The sequence below is a fragment of the Erwinia persicina NBRC 102418 genome (assembly GCF_001571305.1).
Classification (GTDB): Bacteria; Pseudomonadota; Gammaproteobacteria; order Enterobacterales; family Enterobacteriaceae; genus Erwinia; species Erwinia persicina.
Window position 1 is genome coordinate 14,979 of the sequence record NZ_BCTN01000008.1, and the last position, 23,905, is coordinate 38,883.

Annotated in this window: 26 protein-coding genes and 1 other RNA gene; 6 read left to right on the forward strand and 21 right to left on the reverse strand. The window is 53.5% G+C overall.

Annotated elements, in window-relative coordinates:
* Window positions 1–19: 19 nt before the first annotated feature.
* The 7 genes from proW to EPE01S_RS10365 form a co-directional block, all read right to left on the reverse strand.
* Complete coding sequence (gene proW / locus EPE01S_RS10335; RefSeq protein ID WP_062744559.1) at window positions 20–1,195, reverse strand: glycine betaine/L-proline ABC transporter permease ProW; 1,176 nt, start codon at window positions 1,193–1,195, stop codon at window positions 20–22.
* Window positions 1,192–2,388, reverse strand: coding sequence for a glycine betaine/L-proline ABC transporter ATP-binding protein ProV (gene proV / locus EPE01S_RS10340; protein ID WP_062744560.1), 1,197 nt, complete (start codon window positions 2,386–2,388; stop codon window positions 1,192–1,194). Before proV ends, proW begins: the two co-directional genes overlap by 4 nt.
* 396 nt (window positions 2,389–2,784) lie before the next feature.
* Window positions 2,785–3,744 carry a class 1b ribonucleoside-diphosphate reductase subunit beta gene (gene nrdF / locus EPE01S_RS10345; protein WP_062744561.1) on the reverse strand — a complete coding sequence of 320 codons (960 nt, stop codon included), beginning with the start codon at window positions 3,742–3,744 and terminating at the stop codon, window positions 2,785–2,787.
* Window positions 3,745–3,796: 52 nt separating this feature from the next.
* On the reverse strand, window positions 3,797–5,947 hold the full coding sequence (gene nrdE / locus EPE01S_RS10350; RefSeq protein WP_072277441.1) for a class 1b ribonucleoside-diphosphate reductase subunit alpha: 2,151 nt from the start codon (window positions 5,945–5,947) through the stop codon (window positions 3,797–3,799).
* Window positions 5,920–6,330 (reverse strand): class Ib ribonucleoside-diphosphate reductase assembly flavoprotein NrdI, encoded by a 411-nt coding sequence (gene nrdI, locus EPE01S_RS10355; RefSeq protein WP_062744563.1) that lies wholly within the window; start codon window positions 6,328–6,330, stop codon window positions 5,920–5,922. The genes nrdE and nrdI overlap by 28 nt, the downstream gene beginning before the upstream one ends.
* A gap of 4 nt (window positions 6,331–6,334) precedes the next feature.
* Window positions 6,335–6,577, reverse strand: a complete 243-nt coding sequence (nrdH, locus tag EPE01S_RS10360; RefSeq protein ID WP_062744564.1) for a glutaredoxin-like protein NrdH — start codon at window positions 6,575–6,577, stop codon at window positions 6,335–6,337.
* Window positions 6,578–6,861: 284 nt separating this feature from the next.
* A complete protein-coding gene (locus EPE01S_RS10365) occupies window positions 6,862–7,185 on the reverse strand; it encodes a DUF883 family protein (RefSeq protein WP_062744565.1) in 324 nt (107 codons plus the stop codon).
* A gap of 151 nt (window positions 7,186–7,336) precedes the next feature.
* Between EPE01S_RS10365 and EPE01S_RS10370 the strand changes: the two genes are divergently transcribed.
* The 3 genes from EPE01S_RS10370 (at window position 7,337) to EPE01S_RS10380 (ending at window position 9,690) form a co-directional block, all read left to right on the forward strand.
* The gene (locus EPE01S_RS10370; protein WP_062744566.1) at window positions 7,337–7,672 is read left to right on the forward strand and encodes a DUF2002 family protein; all 336 of its coding nucleotides are present in this window, start codon (window positions 7,337–7,339) and stop codon (window positions 7,670–7,672) included.
* 85 nt (window positions 7,673–7,757) lie between these two features.
* Window positions 7,758–9,176: an S-methylmethionine permease gene (gene mmuP / locus EPE01S_RS10375; protein ID WP_062744567.1), complete on the forward strand. Its 1,419-nt coding sequence runs from the start codon at window positions 7,758–7,760 to the stop codon at window positions 9,174–9,176.
* Window positions 9,177–9,267: 91 nt separating this feature from the next.
* The gene (locus tag EPE01S_RS10380) at window positions 9,268–9,690 is read left to right on the forward strand and encodes a hypothetical protein (protein WP_062744568.1); all 423 of its coding nucleotides are present in this window, start codon (window positions 9,268–9,270) and stop codon (window positions 9,688–9,690) included.
* 42 nt (window positions 9,691–9,732) lie between these two features.
* Here the strand turns inward: EPE01S_RS10380 and speG are convergent, their stop codons facing one another.
* The 11 genes from speG to smpB form a co-directional block, all read right to left on the reverse strand.
* Window positions 9,733–10,299 (reverse strand): spermidine N1-acetyltransferase, encoded by a 567-nt coding sequence (gene speG / locus EPE01S_RS10385; RefSeq protein WP_062744569.1) that lies wholly within the window; start codon window positions 10,297–10,299, stop codon window positions 9,733–9,735.
* Window positions 10,300–10,441: 142 nt separating this feature from the next.
* Window positions 10,442–11,308, reverse strand: a complete 867-nt coding sequence (locus EPE01S_RS10390; protein WP_062744570.1) for a nucleoside-specific channel-forming protein Tsx — start codon at window positions 11,306–11,308, stop codon at window positions 10,442–10,444.
* Window positions 11,309–11,720: 412 nt separating this feature from the next.
* Window positions 11,721–12,863, reverse strand: a complete 1,143-nt coding sequence (locus EPE01S_RS10395; protein ID WP_062744571.1) for a DUF4056 domain-containing protein — start codon at window positions 12,861–12,863, stop codon at window positions 11,721–11,723.
* Complete coding sequence (locus tag EPE01S_RS10400; RefSeq protein ID WP_240043766.1) at window positions 12,863–13,972, reverse strand: BamA/TamA family outer membrane protein; 1,110 nt, start codon at window positions 13,970–13,972, stop codon at window positions 12,863–12,865. The genes EPE01S_RS10395 and EPE01S_RS10400 overlap by 1 nt, the downstream gene beginning before the upstream one ends.
* A 26-nt stretch (window positions 13,973–13,998) precedes the next feature.
* On the reverse strand, window positions 13,999–15,045 hold the full coding sequence (locus EPE01S_RS10405; RefSeq protein WP_137268829.1) for a hypothetical protein: 1,047 nt from the start codon (window positions 15,043–15,045) through the stop codon (window positions 13,999–14,001).
* A gap of 317 nt (window positions 15,046–15,362) precedes the next feature.
* Window positions 15,363–15,749, reverse strand: coding sequence for a DUF1090 domain-containing protein (locus EPE01S_RS10410; protein ID WP_062744574.1), 387 nt, complete (start codon window positions 15,747–15,749; stop codon window positions 15,363–15,365).
* Window positions 15,750–15,918: 169 nt separating this feature from the next.
* Window positions 15,919–16,779: a PA4780 family RIO1-like protein kinase gene (locus tag EPE01S_RS10415; protein WP_062744575.1), complete on the reverse strand. Its 861-nt coding sequence runs from the start codon at window positions 16,777–16,779 to the stop codon at window positions 15,919–15,921.
* A 519-nt stretch (window positions 16,780–17,298) separates the two neighbouring features.
* A complete protein-coding gene (locus EPE01S_RS23425) occupies window positions 17,299–17,457 on the reverse strand; it encodes a hypothetical protein (RefSeq protein WP_157076007.1) in 159 nt (52 codons plus the stop codon).
* 140 nt (window positions 17,458–17,597) lie between these two features.
* Entirely contained in the window at window positions 17,598–17,840 is a 243-nt protein-coding gene (locus tag EPE01S_RS10420; protein WP_062744927.1) for a DinI-like family protein, read from the reverse strand.
* Between the two features lie 303 nt (window positions 17,841–18,143).
* Window positions 18,144–18,507: a transfer-messenger RNA gene (ssrA, locus tag EPE01S_RS10425) on the reverse strand.
* Window positions 18,508–18,556: 49 nt separating this feature from the next.
* Complete coding sequence (gene smpB / locus EPE01S_RS10430) at window positions 18,557–19,039, reverse strand: SsrA-binding protein SmpB (protein WP_062744576.1); 483 nt, start codon at window positions 19,037–19,039, stop codon at window positions 18,557–18,559.
* Window positions 19,040–19,198: 159 nt separating this feature from the next.
* Between smpB and EPE01S_RS10435 the strand changes: the two genes are divergently transcribed.
* A complete protein-coding gene (locus EPE01S_RS10435; RefSeq protein WP_062744577.1) occupies window positions 19,199–19,633 on the forward strand; it encodes a type II toxin-antitoxin system RatA family toxin in 435 nt (144 codons plus the stop codon).
* The gene (locus tag EPE01S_RS10440; RefSeq protein ID WP_062744578.1) at window positions 19,626–19,913 is read left to right on the forward strand and encodes an RnfH family protein; all 288 of its coding nucleotides are present in this window, start codon (window positions 19,626–19,628) and stop codon (window positions 19,911–19,913) included. Before EPE01S_RS10435 ends, EPE01S_RS10440 begins: the two co-directional genes overlap by 8 nt.
* 101 nt (window positions 19,914–20,014) lie before the next feature.
* On the opposite strand, the gene bamE is transcribed toward EPE01S_RS10440, so the two are convergent.
* The 3 genes from bamE to nadK all read right to left on the reverse strand — a co-directional run bounded on the left by bamE (window position 20,015) and on the right by nadK (window position 23,171).
* A complete protein-coding gene (gene bamE / locus EPE01S_RS10445; protein ID WP_062744931.1) occupies window positions 20,015–20,362 on the reverse strand; it encodes an outer membrane protein assembly factor BamE in 348 nt (115 codons plus the stop codon).
* A gap of 182 nt (window positions 20,363–20,544) precedes the next feature.
* On the reverse strand, window positions 20,545–22,206 hold the full coding sequence (gene recN, locus EPE01S_RS10450; RefSeq protein ID WP_062744579.1) for a DNA repair protein RecN: 1,662 nt from the start codon (window positions 22,204–22,206) through the stop codon (window positions 20,545–20,547).
* An 86-nt stretch (window positions 22,207–22,292) separates the two neighbouring features.
* Window positions 22,293–23,171 carry an NAD(+) kinase gene (gene nadK / locus EPE01S_RS10455; protein ID WP_062744580.1) on the reverse strand — a complete coding sequence of 293 codons (879 nt, stop codon included), beginning with the start codon at window positions 23,169–23,171 and terminating at the stop codon, window positions 22,293–22,295.
* A 123-nt stretch (window positions 23,172–23,294) separates the two neighbouring features.
* On the opposite strand from nadK, the gene grpE reads away from it, so the two are divergent.
* A complete protein-coding gene (gene grpE, locus EPE01S_RS10460; RefSeq protein ID WP_062744581.1) occupies window positions 23,295–23,876 on the forward strand; it encodes a nucleotide exchange factor GrpE in 582 nt (193 codons plus the stop codon).
* Window positions 23,877–23,905 lie beyond the last annotated feature (29 nt).

A 23,905-nucleotide genomic window follows, 5' to 3' on the forward strand; every position in this document is an offset into this window, starting at 1 on the left:
AGTCATAAGTACCTTCTTATTATTCAGTTTTACAGAATGGGCGGGTGAGCAGACCCAGAGGGCCGCTGGCGTACCAGCGACGGTTGCCACGGCTTCGGCTGTCGCGTCCCAGCGACTGCGTCAGGCGGTCAAGAATAATGGCCAGAATGACAATGCCGACACCCCCCACAGTAGCCAGGCCCATATCCAGGCGGCCGATGCCGCGCAGCACCATCTGACCCAGACCGCCAACGGCGATCATCGAGGCGATAACCACCATCGACAGCGCCAGCATCAGCGTCTGATTGACCCCGGCCATAATGGTCGGCATCGCCAGTGGAAGCTGCACTTTGAACAGCATCTGGCGCGGGCTGGCACCAAAAGATTCTGCGGCTTCGATCAGGTCAGCAGGGACCTGTTTAATCCCGAGGATAGTCAGGCGGACAATCGGCGGCAGGGCAAAGATAATCGTCACCACCACGCCCGGGACGTTACCGATACCGAACAGCATGACGATAGGTACCAGATAAACGAAGGCGGGTGTTGTCTGCATGGCATCCAGCAGGGGGCGGATAATTTTGGCTGCCCTCTGACTTCGGGCCAGCCAGATCCCCATCGGCAGACCAATAATGATGCAGAACAGCAGGGCGGTCAGCACCAGCGCCAGCGTCACCATGGCCTGTGACCAGGCCCCTATTGCGCCAATGGCCACCAGAGACACCAGGGTGGCCACCCCCATGCCGAAGCTGGAAAGCTGCCAGGCGATCAGTGCAAACACGATAATCGCCACCGGCGCAGGCATACCCAGCAGCAGATTCTGGAAGGCGCTGAGGATATAGTCCACCGGCAGACGAATGCCCTGGAACAGCGGACGGAAGTGCGTCACCACCCAATCGATGGCCGTGGTCACCCAACTGTCGAGCGGGATCAGCGTTTTGTGAAAGGGATCGAGGAGGTTAAAATGCTCTGCCTGGGGAGCGGGAGCACTGTTCAGCCAGTCACTGCCAGCGGCTGCATCATGGCCGCCGGCCGGGGCGGCACCCCAGGCATCACCACCGCTACTGGCCGCCGCATCGTGAGCAGGCTGGCTGGTGGTGGTGGCATCTGTGGGATTACCCCAGGGATCGCTGCTGCTGGCTGCGGCCTGTCCGTTCTCTGCCGGTGCGGCGTTTTGTGTGGTGCTGGTATCCCACGGGTTACTGGTTTGTTCACTCATGGCTGGCCTCCATCACGGTCTAATGCCTGCAACAACATACCTTTGGAAATAATGCCGACGTACTGACCTTCTTCACCGACGATCGGTACCGCACAGGGCGCCTGCGCTACATGAGAGAGCAGATCGCTTAATGAGGTTTCGGCGGGCATGGCGGCCGGACTTTCCAGCAGCGCATGATCCAGGCCTTCACCGGCGGCCAGGGCGGCTTTCAGTGAGTCGATGGAAACCGTGCCGACGAAGCGCTGTTTTTCCAGCACATAACCGTATTCGCGGTCGTTATCCTGCAGCAGCTTGATAGCCGAACGTGGGCCAAAGCCGGGGGCCTTACGGATCAATGCGGCTGCGCTACGGCGGGCAATATCTTTCGCACTGAAGACGTGGCTGATATCCACGCCACGGAAGAAGGTTCGCACGTAATCGTTGGCCGGGTTATTGAGGATTTCATCCGGCGTACCGACCTGGATCACCTCTCCGCCCTGCATAATGGCAATGCGATCACCGATACGCATGGCTTCATCAAGATCATGGGAAATAAAGACGATGGTGCGCTGGTGGCGGGACTGCAATTTCACCAGTTCATCCTGCATTTCTGTACGGATTAACGGATCGAGCGCGGAGAAAGCCTCATCCATTAATAATATATCGGGATTAATGGCCAGCGCGCGGGCTAATCCGACGCGCTGACGCATCCCACCGGAGAGTTCATCAGGATAGGCATGAGCATAATTATCCAGACCGACCTGACGCAGCGCATCCAGGGCTTTTTCCTGTCGCTCCTGCAGAGGGATTCCGGCTAATTCCATACCAAAGGCCGCATTATTTAATACCGTCATGTGCGGCATTAATGCGAAGGACTGAAATACCATGCTGATCTTATTTCTTCGGACCTGTCGTAATGCGCTGTCGGATATTTTGGCAATATCCTCACCGTCAATAATGACCTGACCGCGGGTGGGTTCAATCAGACGATTGAGAAGGCGAACCATGGTGGATTTTCCGGAACCGGATAACCCCATGATGACAAAAATCTCGCCTTCTTCAATGGCCAGACTGGCGTCTTTCACGCCAAGAGAGAGTCCGGTTTTTTCCAGAAGTGCTTCTTTGCTGATCCCTTTTTCGATGTACTTAAATGCGCGCTCGGGGTTTTCCCCAAAAACTTTATATAAATTCTTAACTTCAAGTTTAATAGCCATGCATTAATTAATTTCCTGGTGATTGGTTAGTTTTATCTATTTTACTCTTCTGTGTAGTTAAATATTAACGGCCTATACCGTAGCATACTGAGAATCTGAGACAACCCTAAATAGCCCGAGTGAATATGATGGATGAGATGCCAGTCCCGGCTAATGCCAGAGCAGATAAGGGATGAGAGCCAATGAGGGGAGTCTGAAAAAAATGAATATCTCGCTAAGAATCATCCCCTGTATCGCCAAATTAGCCTGCTGCGGACGGGGAGGAAGCGGTGAAATATCGTCAGGAAACTGCCATATTTATGTCATCTAAAAAGAAGTGAGAGGCTGAAAACTAATAATTAATTAAAGCGGTAATCAAAGAAAGAGGGCTGCCATTGGCAGCCATCGTTGAAAAGATTAAAAGTCCCAGTCTGCGTCCTCGGTGTCAACGGCTTTCCCCATCACATACGAGGAACCGGAGCCAGAGAAGAAATCGTGGTTCTCATCGGCGTTGGGTGACAGCGCAGAGAGGATAGCGGGATTAACATCGGTCATCTCAGCCGGGAAGAGCGCCTCATAGCCGAGGTTCATCAGCGCCTTATTCGCGTTGTAATGCAGGAATTTTTTGACATCCTCCTGCCAGCCCACGCCCTGGTACAGATCATCGGTATACGCCAGTTCATTCTCATACAGCGCCAGCAGCAGCTCAACGGCAAACTGTTGCAGCTCCTCTTTCCGGGCCGGGCTTTGCGTCTCCAGGGCTTTCTGATATTTGTAGCCAATATAATACCCATGCACGGCTTCATCTTTGATAATCAGACGAATGAGATCGGCCGTGTTGGTCAGCTTGCCCCGACTTGACCAGTACATGGGCAGATAGAACCCGGAATAAAACAGGAAGGATTCAAGGAAGACGCTGGCAATCTTTTTCTTTAGGGGATCGTTCTCATAATAGTGCTGAAGAATAATCTCCGCCTTACGTTGCAAAGGGGCATTTTCTTCGCTCCAGGCGTAGGCCGCATCCACATCGCTGGTGTGGCAGAGCGTGGAGAAGATGGAACTGTAGGAGCGGGCATGAACCGCCTCCATAAAGCTGATATTCGACATGACGGCTTCTTCGTGCGGTGTCAGCGCATCCGCCATCAGCGCCGGTGCGCCGAGGGTGTTCTGAATGGTATCCAGCAGGGTCAGGCCGGTGAACACGCGAATCGTTAGCTGCTGCTCATCGTGAGTCAGTGAGTTCCACGCCGGTATGTCGTTGGAAAGCGGCACTTTTTCCGGCAGCCAGAAGTTGCTGGTCAGGCGGTTCCAGACCTCCAGATCTTTGTCGTCTTCGATTTTGTTCCAGTTAATGGCGTGAACTTTTTTTAATTTCATAGGGGTGTCTTATTTGCGGGCCGGCAATGCCAGCCCGTGATAGAAAAGGGGACTACAGCGAGCAGGATACGCAGCCTTCCACTTCCGTGCCCTGCAGCGCCATCTGGCGCAGACGAATGTAGTACAGCGTTTTGATGCCTTTCTTCCAGGCGTAGATCTGCGCTTTATTGATATCGCGCGTGGTGGCGGTATCGCGGAAGAACAGCGTCAGGGAAAGCCCCTGATCAACATGGCGGGTGGCTTCGGCGTAAGTGTCGATGATCGCTTCCGGGCCAATATCGTACGCATCCCGATAGAACGCCTGATTATCATTATTCATAAACGGTGCTGGGTAATAGACGCGGCCGGTTTTGCCTTCTTTACGGATCTCGATGCGCGACACAATCGGATGAATACTCGAAGTGGCGTGGTTGATATAGGAGATCGACCCCGTTGGCGGTATCGCCTGTAAATTCTGGTTGTACAACCCGTGCTGCATCACGGCGTCTTTCAGTGCCTGCCACTCTGACTGTGTCGGCACCGCAATCCCGGCGCTGGCGAACAGTGCGGCAACCTTCGGCGTGCGCGGCTGCCAGTGCTGCTCAACATACTGGTTAAAATATTCGCCAGTGGCATAGCGTGAATTTTCAAAGCCGCTGAAGCGGGTGCCACGTTCGCGAGCCAGCAGGTTTGAAGTGCGCAGGGCGTGGTAGGTCACCGTGTAGAAATAGATGTTGGTGAAGTCCAGCCCTTCTTCGGACCCGTACTGAATACGTTCACGCGCCAGGTAGCCGTGCAGATTCATCTGCCCCAGGCCGATAGCGTGCGACTGCGCATTACCCTGTTCGATAGACGGCACCGAGTGGATGTGGCTCTGGTCAGACACCGCCGTCAGGCCGCGCACCGCAATCTCAATGGTGCGGGCGAAGTCCGCCGAATCCATTGCATGGGCAATATTCAGTGAACCCAGATTGCAGGAGATATCCTTGCCGATACGCTTATAGCTGAGATCGTCGTGGTATTCGGTCGGGGTGTTCACTTGCAGGATCTCAGAACACAGGTTGCTCATATTAATGCGGCCGTGAATCGGATTGGCGCGATTCACGGTATCTTCAAACATGATGTACGGGTAGCCGGACTCAAACTGAATTTCGGCCAGCGTCTGGAAGAACTCGCGTGGGTTAATAAAGGTGCGGCGGATACGCTCATCGGCCAGCATCTCCTCATACTTCTCGCTGATGCTGATATCGGCAAACGGCAGGCCATAAAGGCGCTCGACATCATACGGTGAGAACAGCGCCATCGGCTGATTGTCTTTAGCCAGCTGGAACGTCACATCGGGGATCACCACGCCGAGAGAGAGCGTCTTGATACGAATTTTTTCGTCGGCGTTTTCGCGTTTGGTATCGAGGAATCGCAGAATATCCGGGTGGTGTGCATTCAGATAGACCGCTCCAGCCCCCTGACGTGCGCCAAGTTGGTTAGCGTAAGAGAAGGCATCTTCCAGCATCTTCATCACCGGGATAACGCCGGAAGACTGATTTTCAATGCGCTTGATCGGCGCGCCCGACTCCCGCAGGTTGGAAAGCAGGAACGCCACGCCGCCGCCACGTTTGGACAGTTGCAGCGCCGAATTCACCGCGCGGCCAATCGACTCCATATTGTCTTCAATGCGCAGCAGGAAGCACGAAACCAGCTCACCGCGCTGCTGTTTACCGCAGTTGAGGAAGGTGGGGGTGGCCGGCTGGAAACGACCGGCGAGGATCTCATCGGTCAGCGCAAGTGCCAGTGCCTGGTCCCCTTTTGCCAGTGTCAGGGCGACCATACAGACACGTTCGGTGAAGCCTTCCAGATAGCGTTTACCGTCGAAAGTTTTCAGCGTATAGCTGGTGTAAAACTTCCAGGCACCCAGGAACGTCTGGAAGCGGAAGCGGCGTTCATAAGCCTGTTGGAACAGCGAGCAGACAAACTCAAACGGGTAGGCATTCAGGACGTCAGCTTCGTAATAGCCTTCAGACACCAGGTATTGCAGACGTTCAGCAATGGAGTTGAACTGAACGCTGTTAGGGATCACGTGCTGGATAAAATACTGGCGCGTGGCCTCACGGTCTTTTTCAAACTGAATATGACCGTCGGCATCGTAAAGATTCAGCATCGCGTTAAGCGCATGATAATCCGGTACTGTCGCCGTGGCCTCTATGAGTGTGCTGTCTGTTGCTGCCAAAATTGGGTTACTCCCTTGTAGACGTTAGCGAGATCGTCAGAGGTGCCCATCAGCTCGAAGCGATAGAGGTAAGGCACCTGACATTTACGCGCGATAATGTCGCCAGCCAGGCAGTAAGCCTCGCCAAAATTGCGGTTGCCGGCGGCGATGACGCCGCGGATCAACTGACGATTATGGGTATCGTTTAAAAACTGGATAACCTGTCTGGGGACGGCACCCTGTGCCGTTCCCCCTCCATAGCTGGGCACCACCAGAATATAGGGCTGATCAATCTGCAGACGCTGCGCACAGTCCACGGGGATGCGCACAGCGGGCAGGTTCAGACGGGTGATGAAACGATGGGTATTCTCAGACAGGCTGGAAAAGTACACCAGCGTGGTCATGACGTTACCCCTGTGCTGCGACCTGATGGCTCAGCGCCATAATTTTGTCCGGGCGAAAGCCACTCCAGTGATCCTGCTCGGCCATCACCACGGGAACCTGGCGATAGCCGAGAGATTTCAGCGTCTCAACGTGTGCCGGTTCGTTGTCCAGATTGATCAGTTGATAATCAATGCCTTTTTTATCCATGGCATTTTTCGTTGCATTGCACTGGACACAGTTATCTTTAGTGTAAATAATAATGCGCATGATTCGTATTCACCTTATGGGCCGGTTATACCACGTTTCTGGCGCTGATTGACTGCCCGGTGAGCGCCGCCACTGCCACACCATGTTGTGTGGTTCTGATGGTTTGAATACTAGATATAGTGCGTTAAGAATGCAACCACACAACATATAGGTTTTTCGTATTTATTTACTCAGCTCACACACAAGCCTTGCGCCACAAGGCGTCAACCGGTTTAAAAAAATTTATGCCAAAAAAAAGCCCGCGGATTTCGCCACGGGCTTTCTGATAATGCCTGTTTTTTGTACTATCTGCCGGCCGTGCTGGTCGCAATCAGCGCGCCGACAATAATACCCAGCGCGGCGCCGATGCCCACCCCGTGCCAGGGTTTTTCGCGCACATAGTCATCCACGTGACCGCCAGCATCTCTGGCTGCCTGGGTGACGCGGTTCCGGCCGTGAAGTTTAGCCCGGGTTTCTTTCAGCAGGGATTCGGCCCGTAACCGTGCATGGTCTGCTTCTTCTTTTGATTTGCTGCCCCAGGACTTCAACAGATCGTCCAGGCTGTCGGCCAGCAGAGAAACATCCTGATTCAGGTCGATTTCGTCATTTTTTGGTGTCCGGTTGAACATTTTTTGCTCCCTCAGTCTGAAATAGTACTATTAAGTATAGAACAGGCTCACAAAACGCCATGCTGTCCGTGGCGTTTATGGACTAATCCGAAAGCCCTGACTGCGCCGCCTGTTGTAAGGTTGCGGGGTTAGCAGACTGAGAGGAGCAAGCATGTATTTACGACCTGATGAGGTAGCTCGCGTACTGGAAAAAGCGGGATTTGAAATGGATGCGGTCACCGCAAAAACCTACGGCTACCGCCGCGGAGACGACTATGTTTATGTCAACCGTGAAGCGCGTCTGGGTCGAACTGCGCTGGTGATCCACCCCACGCTGAAAGAGCGAAGTCAGGCGATTACCGCAGCATCCTCGGATGTGAAAACCTGCGATCACTATGTGCGCTTCCCGATGTATCTGGCGGGAGAAAACAACGATCATTACGGGATCCCCCACGGTTTCAGTTCGCGCATGGCGCTGGAACGCTATCTGGAAAGGATGTTTGGCTAATTTTTCAACGCGTTGCATTCACCGGGCTGAATCGGTATAACGCGGGCAACTGGCCATAAAGGCGTCCCTACGGATTGACAGCATCATGCAACAGCAACAGCAGGCCCCCAGGCAGTTCAAACGCAGTATGAAAGCACGCCATCTGGTGATGCTTTCTCTCGGTGGCGTGATTGGCACCGGACTCTTTTTTAATACCGGTTATATCATCTCCACAACAGGTGCCGCTGGCACGCTGCTGGCCTATCTGATCGGAGCGTTGGTGGTCTGGCTGGTGATGCTCAGCCTGGGGGAGCTTTCCGTGGCGATGCCTGAAACCGGTGCTTTCCACGTCTATGCGACGCGCTACCTCAGCCCGGCCACGGGCTACACCGTTGCCTGGCTGTACTGGCTGACGTGGACGGTGGCACTGGGCTCCAGCCTGACCGCCGCCGGTTTCTGCATGCAGTACTGGTTCCCCCATTCTCCGGTCTGGCTGTGGTGTCTGCTGTTCTGTGTGTTGATATTTTTGCTGAATATCATCTCCTCGCGCTTCTTTGCAGAAGCCGAGTTCTGGTTCTCTGTCGTCAAAGTGATCACCATCCTGGCGTTTCTGATGCTGGGTGGGGCGGCAATGTTCGGCTTTATTCCGTTGCGGGACGGCACCCCGGCACCGTTTTTCCATCATCTCACTGCGTCGGGCTGGTTCCCACACGGCGTGCTGCCGATCCTGATGACCATGGTGGCGGTCAACTTTGCTTTCTCCGGCACGGAGCTGATCGGCATTGCGGCTGGTGAGACGGAAGAGCCGCATAAAGTCCTGCCGCTGGCGATCCGTACCACGGTGGTGCGTCTGATTATTTTCTTTGTGGGGACGGTACTGATCCTCGCCAGTCTGATCCCGATGGACCAGGCCGGGATTGTGAAAAGCCCCTTTGTGATGGTTTTCGAAAAGATCGGCCTGCCGTACGCGGCTGATGTGATTAACTTTGTGATCCTGACGGCGATCCTCTCTGCCGCCAACTCCGGACTCTATGCCTCTGGCCGCATGCTGTGGTCGCTGGCGAATCAGCAGACGCTGCCTGCCTGCTTTTCCCGCCTGACACGGCGCGGTATTCCGCTGGTGGCGCTCTCTGTCAGTATGCTGGGCGGGCTGCTGGCGCTGCTTTCCAGCGTGGTGGCTGCGGATACGGTGTTCGTTGCGCTGTCGGCCATATCCGGGTTTGCCGTGGTGGCGGTGTGGATGAGTATTTGTGCCTCACACTACCGTTTTCGACGCGCGTGGCTGCAGGAAGGGCACCGCGAAAGCGAGCTGAAGTACCGCGCGCCCTGGTTCCCGCTGACGCCTCTGCTGGGCTTCAGCCTGTGCCTGCTGGCGTGTATCGGGCTGGCATTTGACCCCGACCAGCGTATCGCGCTGTGGTGCGGCCTGCCGTTTGTGGCGCTGTGCTATGCGGTACACTGGCTGACGCAGCGACGCCGCAAGCGCCTGCCGGAACCGCGCCCCGTCCCGGGCATCAATGGCTGAATAAACCCCCAATTAGCTGCGCTATTAGCCCGCTAGTTTGCCGAAGGTGGCGCGTAGACTCTTAGCATGATGGATTCAGGCAGGATAAATGATGAAACGGCTGATTGCAGCGCTGGCAGCAGCGTGGATGTTAAGTGGCTGCGCCACGATTGTCGGTAGCGAAACGCAGGACGTCACCTTACAGACGCAGCCTCCGGGGGTGAAGTTTGTCGTGCAGGACGAAACCGGTAAGGCGGTTGCCGAAGGCTATACGCCGAAAACCGTGACACTGATGAAGTCCAACGGTAACTATTTTGGCAAGAAGAAGTACCTGGTTATGCTGGAGCGCCAGGGCTATGTGCCGCAGACACTGCCGCTGAAAGAGAGCGCCAACCTGTGGTATCTGCTGGGAAATATCCCGCTGCTCGGCTTCCCGGGCTGGCTGGTCGTCGACCCGTTCTATGGGGGGATGTATAAGATTGAACCGGAACGCGTCCAGACCATTATGAATCCGGTTGGCGCGCGCGGCGGCTGATTCAACAACGGCAGGTCGGGTCATCCCACCTGCCGTTTTTATTTACTGCGCGGTGGTTTTTACCATGCTGTGTGCCGGTTTGAATTTTTCCAGATATTGATGCTGGAAGATGCACATGCGAATCGTGTTACGGTATTCACCGTTGATAAAGAATTCGTGGATCAGCTCACCTTCAATTTCAAAGCCCAGCTTGCGGTAAATATGGATCGCCTTTTCGTTCTCTTTATCGACGATCAGGTAGAGTTTATACAGGTTCAGCACCGAAAAACCGTACTCCATTGCCAGCTTCGCTGCCTTACTGGCCAGGCCTTTTCCCTGATGGCTGGGGGCGATAATAATCTGAAATTCTGCACGACGGTGGATGTGGTTAATTTCTACCAGCTCCACCAGCCCGGCGTTACTCCCATCATGTTCAACGACAAATCGCCGCTCACTCTGGTCATGGATATGCTTGTCATAAAGATCGGACAGCTCAACAAACGCCTCGTAGGGCTCTTCAAACCAGTAGCGCATGACGCTGGCGTTGTTATCCAACTGATGGACAAACCGCAGGTCTTCGCGCTCAAGGGGACGCAGTTTCACGCTGTGATCAACAGACTTAGCCGACATAAAAATTCCTTTTCGGGGATGCAATATTGCCGGGGGAGTATAACGGTTTCTCACGGGTAAAAAAAACGCGCCCGAAGGCGCGTTGCGTGACGTTTTTTACCGGAACAGGACGTGACCTTCATTTTCAGTCACGCCGGGGTCATCAGAAGTTGTAACCCACCACCAGGTAATAACCGAATCCGTTCGACTTGACGTTGAAATCGCCTTTGCCAAAGTTCAGCTCGGTGCCGTCATTCCACTGACCGCCGTTGTGGAAGTAACGTGCCACAACGGAGTAGTGCCAGTGATCGTAACCCAGCGAGAGAATATGGCTGGAGGCAATTGAGTTGCTGGTACGCGCAGGCGCGGAGTTATCCCCGAGGTCAGAACCCCAGTCAAAGTTGGTAAAGCCGATATAGCTCAGGTTACCGCCCCACAGCTGGGTCAGCGGTACAAAATATTTCACCTTGAAGCGATATCCATCCCACTGATTCTCGTTAGCTGCGCCGTAGTTCGCCCACTGGTATTTTGCGTACACGTTCAGCGACAGGCCGACGTCGGAATGGGTGTCGATATCGGTACCGAGGCCCATGTACCAGGTATTCTGGCGGTTAGCACGGTTATCACCCATATCGTAGATATAGTTGTTGGCGAAGTACCACTCTTTGAACGGGCCAAACGCCAGGCTGGTGCCGGTCAGTTTGTCGATGGAGAAACGCGGTTCGATCTCCATAAAGAACGGGGAACCGTCATCCCATGCGCCGACGTCGTTACCGTTGCCTGCGCCGAAGAATTTAGGCACATCAATATAGCCGTAGAAATCGAACCAGTCCTTTTTCGCAAAGGCTTCGTATTCCAGATAAACATCATTGTTCAGCTGCGGCCCGAAGCGGGTGTGATAGCTGCCGACCACATTGACGCTCTGATGCCACCAGTCAGAAACATACTCCGGACTGCTGGTTTCAGCGAATGAGGAGTGGGTATAAGAGAGCGCTGCCAGCGCGCCAGCCATCATAATTTTATATTTCATTATTATTACCACATGCTCTGAGACCCGGCTCTGTAGCCAGTGCGCTGGTTGGGTCAGGTTATCTACGGCGACAAATGGGTGATTAAGTTTACGAAAAAAGCACCCGCCATCATTGCTGCGGCAGTGTGCCGCTAACAGTGTGTTAGGAAATAGAGATTGCTCACACTTGTCAAATTCTGTTTCATTTCAATTCAGCTAAAGTGTGATTGAAATCACAAAAAATAGTGCAGAGAACGGAACTTAATCAGAAAACGGGTTTTTCAGCCAGTAGAGGGGGAGGTAAACGGTTGCCTGGCGATTCCTCACGTTCAGGGTGAAAACGAGGGGCGCTGGCGGTAAAAAAAAATGGGGCTGTTTTCTACTCAGTCATAAGGATAGCTTATGCATCATGGGGGCGGAAACCGCCTGCGTCCTAGCGACAGGCATCCCCTTTTACGGCCAGATGAGAGCGGTCGGCTTGCTCTGCCTGCTGCGCCAGCAGGGCAAAATCCCCGTACTGGTACATCAGTTGCGGGGTGGGTAAATTCACCATATTCTTTCCGGGCCAGATTTCCAGCCGGGCAAAACCGGAGAGAGGCTGCTGGTGAAAATGGTCAGGCAGCGTTAGCCAGAGTTCAGGAACGCTGTCTGCCGGACGTGTCGGGAGGCGACGGTCGAGGGTGCTGTAGTTACGGCGCAGGACGAGGAATTTATCCGGCAGGCGGCAGCGGCTGTTCCACCAGGTTCCGTCGACCATATCAAAGTGGAAGCGTGTCTCTCTGGGGCTGACCGCCAGCAGCTGCGCCAGTGCCTGAGGGATCATCCGTGCCATTGACGCCTCATACTGCTTCAGCGAGCTCCCTCCACCGTGGGAGAGAAGGTCAGTCGCGATACGCGCGCCCAGCAGATTTGAATAGAGATCTTCTGGCGAAAAAGCCGAGACGCCCTCTGAATAGCCCGGCACAGATTCAAACCCGTACCACTGCGCGACTTCATGCCAGACCGCCAGCTGAAAGGCCAGATGTGCCGCCAGCCGGATGGCCAGATTATAGCGGTCCAGCGCGTCATCGGGCGGAGTATAATGCCCCAGTCGGATAATCCGCTGGCCCAGTTCATCAGGCAGCGTGAGAGTACCCGCCTGACCCAGCTGCGGTAAAATGCGGGTAAACAGCCACAGCGTGTTATCCGCGGTATCACGCACGTGGGCGAGGTCAATAAATCCCCCGCGCCGTGTATAAACAATCCCATCATGTTCGCTGTTCATGCCCGTCAGGGTCATGATGATACTTTCCCAGCTGTCGTTGTAGTGATGCTTACCCGTATTGTCCGGAGCCACCACGTTACCGAACTGGATAAAAGGCACCGGGATGCCTAAAAATTTTGCCTGCACGTCGTAGCCGAAAGCACAACAGGGACGCAGGCCATCGGGGGGCGGCAGCGTGGGAAGGGTAGGCCAGACCTGAGTCGCCAGCGGGGCAGGCTGCTTGAGATCCTCCGGCGTTAAAGCGGGTGCGGCCGGGGCGGGCACCTGACAGGCATTTAACACCAGGATTAACAGCATCCATTTTTTTTTCATCAGAACGCTTCCCCAACCTGGAAATAAAATCCCGTGCTTTTCTCGCCTACGCCGTAGTCAAAGCGCAGATTCATGCTTTTTTTAATCTGAAAACGATAGCCGACGCCGACGCTGGGAAGCCAGTTGCCGTCAGCAACATCGTGAACGTCAGACGACATACTGCCCGCACCAACCCAGGCGACAACGCCATGTCGCCAGCTCAGTTTTTTACGCAGTTCAAGCTGGGTCGTCACGATATTACGATCGCGGTAACGCCCTTCGTAATAACCCCGCAGATGATGGCTGTCCCCTAAAAAGCCGGTCATTGTCCAGGGAACATCCCCTCCGGCGAACCGACCGTACAGCTCCCATGCCAGCAGGGTCGTGGGATCCAATGGGTGATACAGGTCGTATTGCGTATCCCAGACGTCAAAGCGGTTATCACTGCCTAAGGCGGGTGTATATCGGGTATAGCTGATATTGAGCAACTGCCCCCGCGAGGGATTGATGGTGACATCCCGCGTGTCAAAGCTGAACAACAGGCTGGCCCCGACGTTCATCTCATGTAAGCGAACCGGGTGCTGAAAGAAGCTCCCGGACGCTTTTTTTTCTAACCCGGTTGCCTTCTGGTCGTCGAATGAACCGCCCATCCCGACGTAGGTATTCGCCCCCAGCCGGTAGAGGATTTTAGGCGTCATGGTAACAGAACGGGCATCGTAGGACTGTTTTCCGCGCTGATGTCGTCCGGCCTGGTAACCCACTCCCCAGTAATCCAGAGGGCGATGACTCAATTCCCCGTTGAGAAAAAAACGCCACCGATCCTGGTGAAAAAAAGTGTCGTTATCGTAACCGACACCGAATGCGCCTGTGGAGCTACCGAAGCCCGTCAGGGATAATGACGACAGCGGTGAAGACTGCGGATGATCGTCGGCATGGTAAAACCCGACAGCAGCGACACCGATGCCAATGCCCAGTTCCGGGGTATAAAATGGCCCTGGCACTACACCCCAGTCGATACCTTTTTGCAAATCAGCCTCATGCGTGCTGAACTTGCTCAGGTACCTGTCTACCGAGGGTCTGCTTAACAGCAGATTGCCCTGGGACAGTGACGGAATGAGAAACAGAGTCATGAATAACCCAATGTTAGCCCACATGTTCAGAAACGAAACTCGCCACCGACCATCACGCTGTTACGTTTTTCAAAACCCACCTCTGTAATGACATTGAAATTACGCGTAATTTCGTACTGCCCGCCGACCAGCACGTTCCACGGTGACTGCAAATGCTGCTTAACGCGAAAACGTCCCTGGTCGTCTTTGTTGACGAAGTTCACCAGCTGCACCAGGTTTTGCGGCATGTTCAGATTACCCAGACTGCCTCTGAAGTTCTGAGAGACATCCTGATACATGCTGCCTACCCATACACTGGCGTGTGATACCGGAATGGAAAACCGTTCAAATCCCGGTACGGTGAAGCGATAGCCGACGCGCGGCGTGAAGGTGAAAGCTGACGTACTGCCATCAAGAATGTCGAAGTCTGTGCGGGTATAGTTGAAATCCAGCGTGCCGAACCAGTTGTGATAACCATAGGCCAGTGTTGTCCCGCCACCGTAGGTGGTTCCCTTAAATTTCAGCGTAAAATTGATATTCTTGAGCTGTGGCGGGCAGGCACCCACCGCACAGACGGAGACATCAGAAACCGAGCTCCCTTTTGTATGACCAATAATGCCGTAGACATTCATAAAGGGAAATAACCAGGTGTCCAGCCGGGCATTTTCAGTTTTGGATTTTTCCCGGGTATGGCCAACGTTAATATTAAACAGATCGCTGCCAATCGGAATGGGAGACATGCCGGGAAAAAGTGAAGGGATTTTAAGGTTAGAAAAGTCGATACTGTTAACCTTAATATTTTGATGCATATTCATGTAATTAAAACCAATCCCATAGGGATCGGGTAAATCATAACCTCGCTTGCGGATCTCTTTGCCAAAAAATGGCAGAGGCCCCGTTGTTTCACCAAAAAGATCGGGTGAGTTTTCTGCTTTTTTCTCATCCAGCGTCATAAGAGGATCTGTATCTCCATGATAATCCAATGAATCAGGGATGACGGCGTTAGGCACTCCCGCGAAGACGGGCACCAATGGTACAGAGCAAAGAAGGAATCCGGCTATTATATTGCTTTTGACTTGTGGCAGTTTCTTCATTTATTACAATCCATGTAGCTGATGAGAAGGGATCGCAGGAGCATAGCGACAGTCTTCCCTTTTTTCATTCCAGAAAATGCGATATGTCAGTCACAGGCACGCTTTTTTATCAATTGTAATTTTTTATGTTTAATCAATAATTGGCTGGCCGTTTTATTATCAGGATGGGAGTGACGATTAACTGGTTTTAGTAATGCCGAAAAGAGAATTTATTTACATTTAGCGCTTGCTAAGAAATCTCTAAAAAAAGGAAAGGGAACGACATGAGGGCCGGTAAGAGAACAGAACGCCCTGGCGCAGGACGTTCTGGTGCAGCTTTATCGGGTTAATTCTGCTTCAGCCTGGTTAAGTTCTTCGCGGGCCTCATCCCGTTTTCTTGTTTTTTTATCGATTTTGTCCTGCCGGCCATCGGCTTTGGCTTCTGTCAGCTCCTGCTCACGCTCCTGCACCTTACGCTGTTTTTCTGCCACCTTTGCCTGACGCTCTTTCAGCAGGCTGCTGTCTGTGCAGTGGTCGGTCACTTCCTTCAGCGCTTTCTTCAGACCCGCCACGCGGTGCGGATGACCCTGCTGTTCCGCGTACTGGATTTCCTGCTGGATATTCTGCTGTTTAGCTGCGCAACCGGTCAGCGTGGTGCTGGCCTGCACGGAAAAAAAACAGCTGGCGATAAGCGTTGAGCTGAGAATGATCAGGTGTTTTTTCATTGTTATCCCTAAGTTTGCGGTGTGGAGAGCGCTATTATACCTGGCGTTCTTAAGAGATCCTTATCACCACACATTGTTTGTGTCATTACTGCCGGGGAGTGGCCGGACGCAGGCATAAAAAAAGCCCACAGGTGACCCCGTGGGCTGTCAGCGCTGGCGATATTGGCTGTCAGTCGTCTTCGTCGTCCCGCTCTTTGCTGGCGCGCTGACGGTCATAAAATTCATCTTCGGCGGCTATGATCTCATCCATCAGGGAGCCCATATCCACTTCATGTGTCTCTTCAACAAACAGGCCGGTGAGCGCCACTTCCGGAGTGAGTTTGCCATCTTCATACAACATCCATATTTCTTTGGCGTAGCGCGTCTTCAGGAGCTGCGGCGCATACTGGCCATAGTAGGCGGTGATGTTATTCACATCACGTTCAAACATGGATTCTGCCAGGTTGTTGGCCGCCGCATCGACAGCCTGCGGCAGGTCGATAATGACCGGGCCACGGGCATCGAGCAGCACGTTAAACTCGGATAAATCACCATGCACGATACCCGCACAGAGCATGCGCACGATATTACGGATCATGATATTGAAATCAGTAACGGCATTCTCTTCCGTCAGGATCACATCGCTGAGGCGGGGCGCGACGGCGCCTTCTGCATCGGTGACCAGCTCCATCAGCAGCACGCCCTCTACGCAGAGATAAGGTTGCGGCACGCGCACCCCGGCATTATCCAGACGGAACAGCGCATCGACCTCGGCCATCTGCCAGGATTCTTCCTGCTGCTTGCGCCCGAAGCGTGAGCCTTTTTTCATGGCGCGGGAGTCACGCGTGTTGCGGACTTTACGCCCTTCCTGGTACTGCACGGCCTGCTTAAAGCTGCGCTGCGTGGCCTCTTTATACACTTTGGCACACTGTATCTTGTCACCGCACAGCACCGTGTAAACGTCAGCTTCTTTACCGCTTTTCAGGCGCTGAAGCACGTCGTCTATCAGGCCGTCATCGACCAGCGGTTGGATTCGTTTTGGGATTTTCATGCGGCTTTATACCTTATTTCGGCCGCTTTTCGTATCAATAACAAAGACGGCGACTCAGAACAAATGGCAGAGGCTGAACAATGAGGCCATTTTACCGAAAAAAACGCGGTTTGTGGGGGTGGCGGCGTCGAAGAGTGACATTTTTCAGTGACAGGCCGATCGGACAGGGGATAGAAGCATGAACAGGGGCAGAGAAGGGCATGTCAGAACCGGCAAGAGCCGACTCGCGGCTGTTATTTTGCAGATGGGTACAGGTCACAGGATCGACATTACTCACTGAGCGTTGTATCTAATCCTGGGGGCAGGTCAGCGTGCCTTTTACAACGTAACGCTCATCATCGCACCTGCATAAAAATGGCTGAGTAGCACAATCTATTATGCAGTTAACTGTCTCTATAACATGAAGATTATTTGCTTTCATTATTTTGCATAGCGTCCATGAATGTATAAATATTGCGGCCATTGCAGTAAGCACTAAAGCAAAATGCCGTAAGTTTACCCGAACATCTCTTCCGGCCACTAACCGATAGTCAGCCCAAGCACGGCGTTTACGAAGCCAGCCACAAGCATGGCCAGCCCCGGGATCAGAAAGTTCTTCTCACGCCTCTTTCGCGCCAGATAGAACATTAGTGCCGCAACACACAACATTGGGATTGCCACATACATGTAAACTGACATGCTATCTCCTTAGCTAAAAGCTTTTTCCGGCTGCCGGGCTTTACCCTATGATAACCTGGGCTAATGAGTTACAAGCTATGGGAATTCAATCAGGCTGGATGAATGAACAGGGAGGGTGGCCATCATCCCGGCCTGGTACATCACATATTGTTCACAAGCCACCTGTCGGGCTTTTCGAACATCCCTTCAATGATCGCAGCCAGTTTCGCTTTGTCGCCTTTGCTTGCGTCAGTGTTGATGGTGTTGGTTACCATCGGTTTAACCTTGACCCCTGCATCCGGGAACACACGATGCACGCGCTTCTCCAGTTCAGAGAGGATCAGCTCCCTGGCGTTTGGAAATTCTGCAACGTTGCGCTTATCGTAAATGAGTTCGATGAAAATTTTGCCCCTCAACTTAAACTGATTGGATGCACAGCGTGATCACTATTCTGGAGCGTCAAATCTGTATCAATGGCTTTGGATCGAAGAACTTCGTTGTGGTGATAGGATGGGTAGCCCGTGCCATTCGAAGCTTTCTACATGAATTGGTTTACGTGATTGGCATACATCTTACCGTATAGCACTAATACAGGATTTGGCTGGATCTCTCAGACTATTACAGGCACAAAAAAGCCCGCAGGGCTTACGCCTTGCGGGCTTTCAGGACTTCATCGAATGGGTCTGGTAACCAATCGACCAAGAATTTGGTGGAGCTGGCGGGAGTTGAACCCGCGTCCAGAATTACTACACCGTCGGCACTACATGCTTAGTCTGTCTTTACATTCGCCGGTCAGCTGCGAACAGACACGCCACTGACAAACTAGCCTGATTGGTTTTAATGCTTCAACCCCAGGCCGGGTATCCACACGAGTTCTTTTAGGTTTGACCTCTCTTGAATCCCCGTCTTAAGAACGGAAGCTAGGGAGAGAGGGCTCTAAGCAGGTTATTAAGCTGCTAGTGCGTAGTTTTCGTCGTTTGCAACTATTTTTTTGCGGCTTTTAACGAGGCAAACCGCCCCTCGGCATGCTCCTAGGGCTTCGCAAATCCTGTCGAATCCAGAATCAGCCCCAAGTACTGTTTAGCAGTATATCAGAAAAACCTGTCGCTGTGCCAGTAGGTTAGCGATTTGAGTGTTTCATAATACGTGCTTTGTCTAATTTCCACTCACGATCTTTAATGTCATCGCGCTTGTCATGCTCTCGCTTACCTTTGGCTAAACCGATTTTCAGCTTAGCCCAGGCATTTTTCCAGTACATCGACAGCGCCACAATGGTGTAACCATCACGGTTGGCTTTACCAATCAGCGTGTCGAGCTCGCGTTTTTTCAGCAGCAGCTTGCGGCTGCGCGTCGGGTCGCAGACATAGTGCGATGAAGCTACGCTCAGCGGCTGGAAAGTTGACCCGAACAGGTAAGCTTCACCATCACGCAGCATAATGTAGCTGTCGCTGATGTTGGCCTTACCGGCGCGGAGAGATTTAACTTCCCATCCCTGGAGCGAAAGCCCGGCTTCGAACTCATCTTCGATGGAGTATTCGTGGCGGGCGCGCTTGTTCATGGCAATGGTCGCGGAACCGGGTTTATTTGCTTTTTTCTTTGTCATAGTGCCACTTAGTTTACATGATGCAGTGATTAATGGCATCCCCTGTAACATCCTGGGCAGGGGAAACGGGTATTTTAGCAGATGGTTAGCAGGAGAGAATTTTTGTTTGATTGCCTGCGATGTTATTATTACTACGTTATAAAAAAGACAGGAATGGATATGTCCCAGATTAGTCGTTCGGCGCTGGTGCCGTACAGTGCGGAACAAATGTACCGCTTAGTGAATGATGTCGACAGCTATCCGCAGTTTTTGCCCGGTTGTACCGGTAGCCGGGTGCTGGATGCCAGCGACGACCAGATGACCGCCGCGGTGGATGTCTCCAAAGCGGGGATCAGTAAAACCTTCGTGACGCGCAATACCCTGACGGATAATCAAAGCATCCATATGCAGCTGGTGGACGGGCCCTTCCGCAAGCTGACCGGCGGCTGGCGTTTCACCGCCCTCAGCGAAGATGCCTGCAAGGTAGAGCTGAATCTGGACTTTGAGTTTACCAATATGCTGGTTGAGCTGGCCTTTGGTCGCATCTTTAAAGAGCTGGCCAGCAGCATGGTGCAGGCGTTTACCCAGCGCGCTAAAGAGGTCTACAGTGCCTGATATCGCGGTTGAAGTGGTCTATGCGCTGCCCGAAAAACAGTATCTCTACAGTGTCAAAGTGGAGGAGGGCAGTACCGTAGAGCAGGCGATTATTGCTTCGGGTTTACTGACGCTGCGCAGCGACATCAATCTGCAGGAAAACAAAGTGGGGATATTCAGCCGTCCGGTGAAGCTGCACGATATCGTGCAGAGCGGGGACCGCGTTGAGATCTACCGGCCATTAATTGCCGACCCGAAAGATCTGCGCCGTCAGCGTGCAGAACGGGCAGCAAAAAAATAAGGCGCAGTGAGCGCCTTATTTTTTGAATCATTTGACCCCGCCTTACCCCGCCGTTGACTGCATACCGACCGGAAGCAGGGGGCGGGATCTGCTACAAGCGATCAGCCTTCGTTCTTACTGAGCGCCGGTTTGTTATCAATATTGGTCAGCGTACCGCTTTTATCGAAGGTCAGGGTCAGCGTCTGCTGTTTCACTGGCTCATGGCCAGGTTCCTGACGGAAGATGTAGTACCAGACGTTGTTACCAAACGGGTCATGCATCATCGGCGTGCCAAGAGTATAAGCAACCTGCTGCTGCGTCATTCCCGTGTGGATCTTCGCAACATCGTTGGCGACCAGATAGTTACCCTGATTGATATCCGGGCGGTAAACCACGCGCTCCAGAGTAGAACAACCCGCAGTCGTCATCAGAAGAACCACCGCAGCAGCAGTCAGCGTTTTACAGCGCATAATCAATGTTTATTCCTTTGTGGCTATATTCATATCCCCTGAAACCGCAGCTCCGGGTCTTTCGGGTTTATCATTTTGCAACGATGATACCGCGTAACTTGCCGATGATAATAAACCTTTCCGTAGTTTAAAACCTCTACGGAGCAACGATATGACCACAAAGTGGTGAAAAAGTGCAATGGTCAGGCGGCTAAAAGCTCTTTGGCGTTAGCCAGCGTGTTGCGTGTCACCTCGCTACCACCGAGCAGACGCGCCAGCTCCTGCAGGCGTGAACGCTTATCCAGCGGCCGCATATGCGTCTCGGTCATCGCGCCATCGGTCTCTTTGCTTACGTAGAAATGCTGATGGCCACAGCCAGCCACCTGCGGCAGATGGGTCACGCACATCACCTGAGTCGACTCGCCCAGCTGACGCAGCATTTTGCCCACGACGGCAGCGGTTGGCCCGCTGATACCGACATCCACTTCATCGAAAATCAGCGCCGGCGTGTCCATTTTACGTGCGGTAATCACCTGAATCGCCAGTGCAATACGCGACAGCTCACCGCCGGAGGCGACTTTGCCCAGCGGCTGAACCGGCTGGCCCGGGTTAGTACTGACGCGGAAATCAATGCGGTCAGCGCCTTCGGCCGTCAGGTGGTCAGGGTTGAATTGAAGCTCAATGGTGAAGCGACCGTGCGGCATCGACAGCGTATGCATGCTGTCGGTGATCAGGGCGCTCAATTCAGCGGCAAAGTGCACGCGACGCTCATGCAGTTCCTGCGCGCATTGCAGTGCGGCGGCATAGTGCAGGCTGACCGCCTGGCTGAGTTCATCCTGATCGCTTTCCTGCTGATCGAGTAACTGCTGTTCCGCCAGCAGCTGCTGATGAAACTGCGGAACCTCTTCCGGGGCGATATGGTGCTTGCGGCTCAGGCCAATCTGACGCGACAGGCGCTGTTCCAGTTCATGCAGACGGTTAGGATCGAGATCCAGCCGATCGCAGTAGTGGCGAAGCTCATCGCTGGCCTCACTGATCTGAATGGCGGCTTCTTCCAGCATGGCCGATACGCTGCTGAGCTTATCATCCATCTCGGTCAGTTCCGTCATCAGCTGACGTGCAGTGTACAGCTGGCTTTGCAGGTTATTCTCTTCGCCGTCAGCCAGCATCAGCAGCGTCTGCTGGCTGGTGGAAAGCAGCTGGCCGCTGTTAGCCAGGCGTTTGTACTCGTCGTCGATCTGCTCATACTCGCCGCTGACCGGGGCGAACTCGTTCAGCTCTTTCAACTGGTACTGCAACAGTTCCCGGCGGGCTTCACGCTCCTGGGACTGCTGCTGATGCTGTGCCAGCGTCCGGCAGCTCTGATGCCACTGGCGGTAATGCCGGGCCATGTTTTGCATCAGCAGGGGTTCGCCTGCATAGGCATCGAGCAGGGCTTTCTGATGTTCGGGTTTTAACAGAAGCTGGTGGGCATGCTGGCCGTGGATTTGAATCAGTGTCTGGCCAAGCTCACGCAGTTGCGAGAGCGGAACGGCCGTGCCGTTGATAAAGCCACGCGACCGGCCGTCGCTGCTGATCACACGACGCAGCAGGCACTCATTGCCATCATCCAGCTGATTTTCAATTAACCAGCGTTGTGCCGGAGGGGTATCTTTCAGCGAGAAGCGCGCGCAGATATCGGCGCGGGCGGCCCCCTGACGCACCATATCTGCTTCGGCACGACCACCCAGACACAGCCCCAGCGCATCAATAGCAATGGACTTACCCGCACCGGTTTCTCCGGTGATGGCCGTCATTCCGCGCTGAAAGTCGATCTCCAGCTCGCGTACAATAGCGAAATTACTGATGGTCAGTTGTGCCAGCATAGTTGTCTTCCTGTATGAAAACACAGATATGGTTTTTCATACAGTATATACTGGTTTTATAAACAGTAAACAAGCTTGCGACAGATTTAGAATAATTTTTTTGACCAGCCCAGCTTGGAGCTTAATGTGTTGAAATAGTTATAGTTTTTGGGGTGGATTAGATTCAGGTGATAATCGCTGCGGCGGATTAAGACATCCTCCCCCTGCTGAATCGGTAGCGCTATCTGGCTGTCACAGCTAATCTCCAGGTCGCTGCGCATATGGGAAAAACGCAGGCGAATGGTGCTGCTGCTGTTGATCACCAGCGGGCGGGCCGACAGGGTATGGGGGAACATCGGGACGATAGCAATCGCATCAAGCATCGGCATTAAAATGGGGCCACCTGCCGACAGTGAATAGGCCGTGGATCCGGTGGGTGTCGAGATGATCAGGCCATCGGAACGCTGGGAAAACGCAAAATTCTCATCGATATAGACTTCGAATTCGATCATATGCGCCACTTTCCCCGGATGCAGCACCACTTCATTGATGGCCGTCCCTACGCGCGGTGTTCCTGACTGACGGCAGACCTGCGCTTCTAACAGGAAGCGGCTTTCAACGAAATATTCACCTTCCAGTACATCGGCCAGCTGCTGCTGGGCATTATCGGGGTCAAGGTCGGTGAGAAAGCCGAGATTGCCACGGTTAATACCAATCACCTTAATATCGTAGCGCGCCAGCACTCTGGCGGCCCCCAGCATATTACCATCGCCCCCGACAACAACGGCCAGGTCCGCCTTGCGGCCAATCTCTGCCAGTGTTCCCGTTTCTACGCCTTCCAGTTTTAACTCACGCGCAATCTGCTGCTCAATAATCACCTGATAGCCGCGCGCTGTCAGCCAGCGATACAGCATTTCATGAGTGGTCAGTGCGGTAGGATGGCGTGGGTGGCCGACGATACCGATGCAGTTGAAGTGGTTATTCATGTTCCTGGCATTCCTCACGAGGTAAACTCCTCCGACAATGTGACTGGTTCCCTTGAAACCGCGATTCTGATCCCCATAATAAGCGAACCAGCGAAATGAATATGCACAAACGCGGAGAAATTCATGAGTAGTAAAGAACAGAACACACCTAACGAGCAAGTCTCAGACGATATTGAGATGGAGCAGGCGCAAACCCAGGACGCGGAGACAGCTGAAGTGATCGATCCGCGTGATGAACGTATTGCCGAACTGGAAGCACAACTGGCTGAGTCGCTGGGCGGGGTGCGTGAAGCCCAGCTGCGTGCTCAGGCTGAGATCGAAAACATCCGTCGCCGTACCGAGCAGGATGTGGAAAAAGCGCACAAATTTGCGCTGGAAAAATTTGCCAACGAGCTGCTGCCAGTGATTGATAGCCTGGAGCGCGCGCTGGAAGTGGCTGATAAAACCAATCCTGAGCTGGCCTCAATGATTGAGGGTATCGAACTGACCATGAAATCCCTGCTGGGCGCAGTGCGCAAGTTCGGCGTGGAAGTGGTGGGCGATATCAATGTGCCGTTTAACCCAGAGGTTCATCAGGCGATGTCGATGATGGAGTCTGAAGACGTGGCGCCGAATCACGTGATAATGGTGATGCAGCGGGGTTATACCCTCAATGGTCGCCTGCTGCGTCCGGCGATGGTTGCCGTGGCGAAAGCGAAAAGCTGATGGCTTAGGGGCGACGTTTTGTCGTCGCC

Bases quoted from the DNA above. Each gene is read 5' to 3' on its own strand.
- EPE01S_RS10415 (WP_062744575.1), bottom strand. From the start codon at position 16,779: ATGAAAATCCCAAAACGAATCCAACCGCTGGTCGATGACGGCCTGATA.
- recN (WP_062744579.1), bottom strand. From the start codon at position 22,206: ATGCTGGCACAACTGACCATCAGTAATTTCGCTATTGTACGCGAGCTG.
- EPE01S_RS10380 (WP_062744568.1), top strand. From the start codon at position 9,268: ATGAAACGGCTGATTGCAGCGCTGGCAGCAGCGTGGATGTTAAGTGGC.
- EPE01S_RS10405 (WP_137268829.1), bottom strand. From the start codon at position 15,045: ATGAAGAAACTGCCACAAGTCAAAAGCAATATAATAGCCGGATTCCTT.
- EPE01S_RS10395 (WP_062744571.1), bottom strand. From the start codon at position 12,863: ATGAAAAAAAAATGGATGCTGTTAATCCTGGTGTTAAATGCCTGTCAG.
- mmuP (WP_062744567.1), top strand. From the start codon at position 7,758: ATGCAACAGCAACAGCAGGCCCCCAGGCAGTTCAAACGCAGTATGAAA.
- EPE01S_RS10410 (WP_062744574.1), bottom strand. From the start codon at position 15,749: ATGAAAAAACACCTGATCATTCTCAGCTCAACGCTTATCGCCAGCTGT.
- grpE (WP_062744581.1), top strand. From the start codon at position 23,295: ATGAGTAGTAAAGAACAGAACACACCTAACGAGCAAGTCTCAGACGAT.
- speG (WP_062744569.1), bottom strand. From the start codon at position 10,299: ATGTCGGCTAAGTCTGTTGATCACAGCGTGAAACTGCGTCCCCTTGAG.
- EPE01S_RS10370 (WP_062744566.1), top strand. From the start codon at position 7,337: ATGTATTTACGACCTGATGAGGTAGCTCGCGTACTGGAAAAAGCGGGA.
- nrdI (WP_062744563.1), bottom strand. From the start codon at position 6,330: ATGACCACGCTGGTGTACTTTTCCAGCCTGTCTGAGAATACCCATCGT.
- EPE01S_RS10390 (WP_062744570.1), bottom strand. From the start codon at position 11,308: ATGAAATATAAAATTATGATGGCTGGCGCGCTGGCAGCGCTCTCTTAT.
- EPE01S_RS23425 (WP_157076007.1), bottom strand. From the start codon at position 17,457: ATGTCAGTTTACATGTATGTGGCAATCCCAATGTTGTGTGTTGCGGCA.
- proV (WP_062744560.1), bottom strand. From the start codon at position 2,388: ATGGCTATTAAACTTGAAGTTAAGAATTTATATAAAGTTTTTGGGGAA.
- proW (WP_062744559.1), bottom strand. From the start codon at position 1,195: ATGAGTGAACAAACCAGTAACCCGTGGGATACCAGCACCACACAAAAC.
- nadK (WP_062744580.1), bottom strand. From the start codon at position 23,171: ATGAATAACCACTTCAACTGCATCGGTATCGTCGGCCACCCACGCCAT.
- smpB (WP_062744576.1), bottom strand. From the start codon at position 19,039: ATGACAAAGAAAAAAGCAAATAAACCCGGTTCCGCGACCATTGCCATG.
- nrdH (WP_062744564.1), bottom strand. From the start codon at position 6,577: ATGCGCATTATTATTTACACTAAAGATAACTGTGTCCAGTGCAATGCA.
- EPE01S_RS10400 (WP_240043766.1), bottom strand. From the start codon at position 13,972: ATGACTCTGTTTCTCATTCCGTCACTGTCCCAGGGCAATCTGCTGTTA.
- bamE (WP_062744931.1), bottom strand. From the start codon at position 20,362: ATGCGCTGTAAAACGCTGACTGCTGCTGCGGTGGTTCTTCTGATGACG.
- EPE01S_RS10435 (WP_062744577.1), top strand. From the start codon at position 19,199: ATGTCCCAGATTAGTCGTTCGGCGCTGGTGCCGTACAGTGCGGAACAA.
- nrdF (WP_062744561.1), bottom strand. From the start codon at position 3,744: ATGAAATTAAAAAAAGTTCACGCCATTAACTGGAACAAAATCGAAGAC.
- EPE01S_RS10365 (WP_062744565.1), bottom strand. From the start codon at position 7,185: ATGTTCAACCGGACACCAAAAAATGACGAAATCGACCTGAATCAGGAT.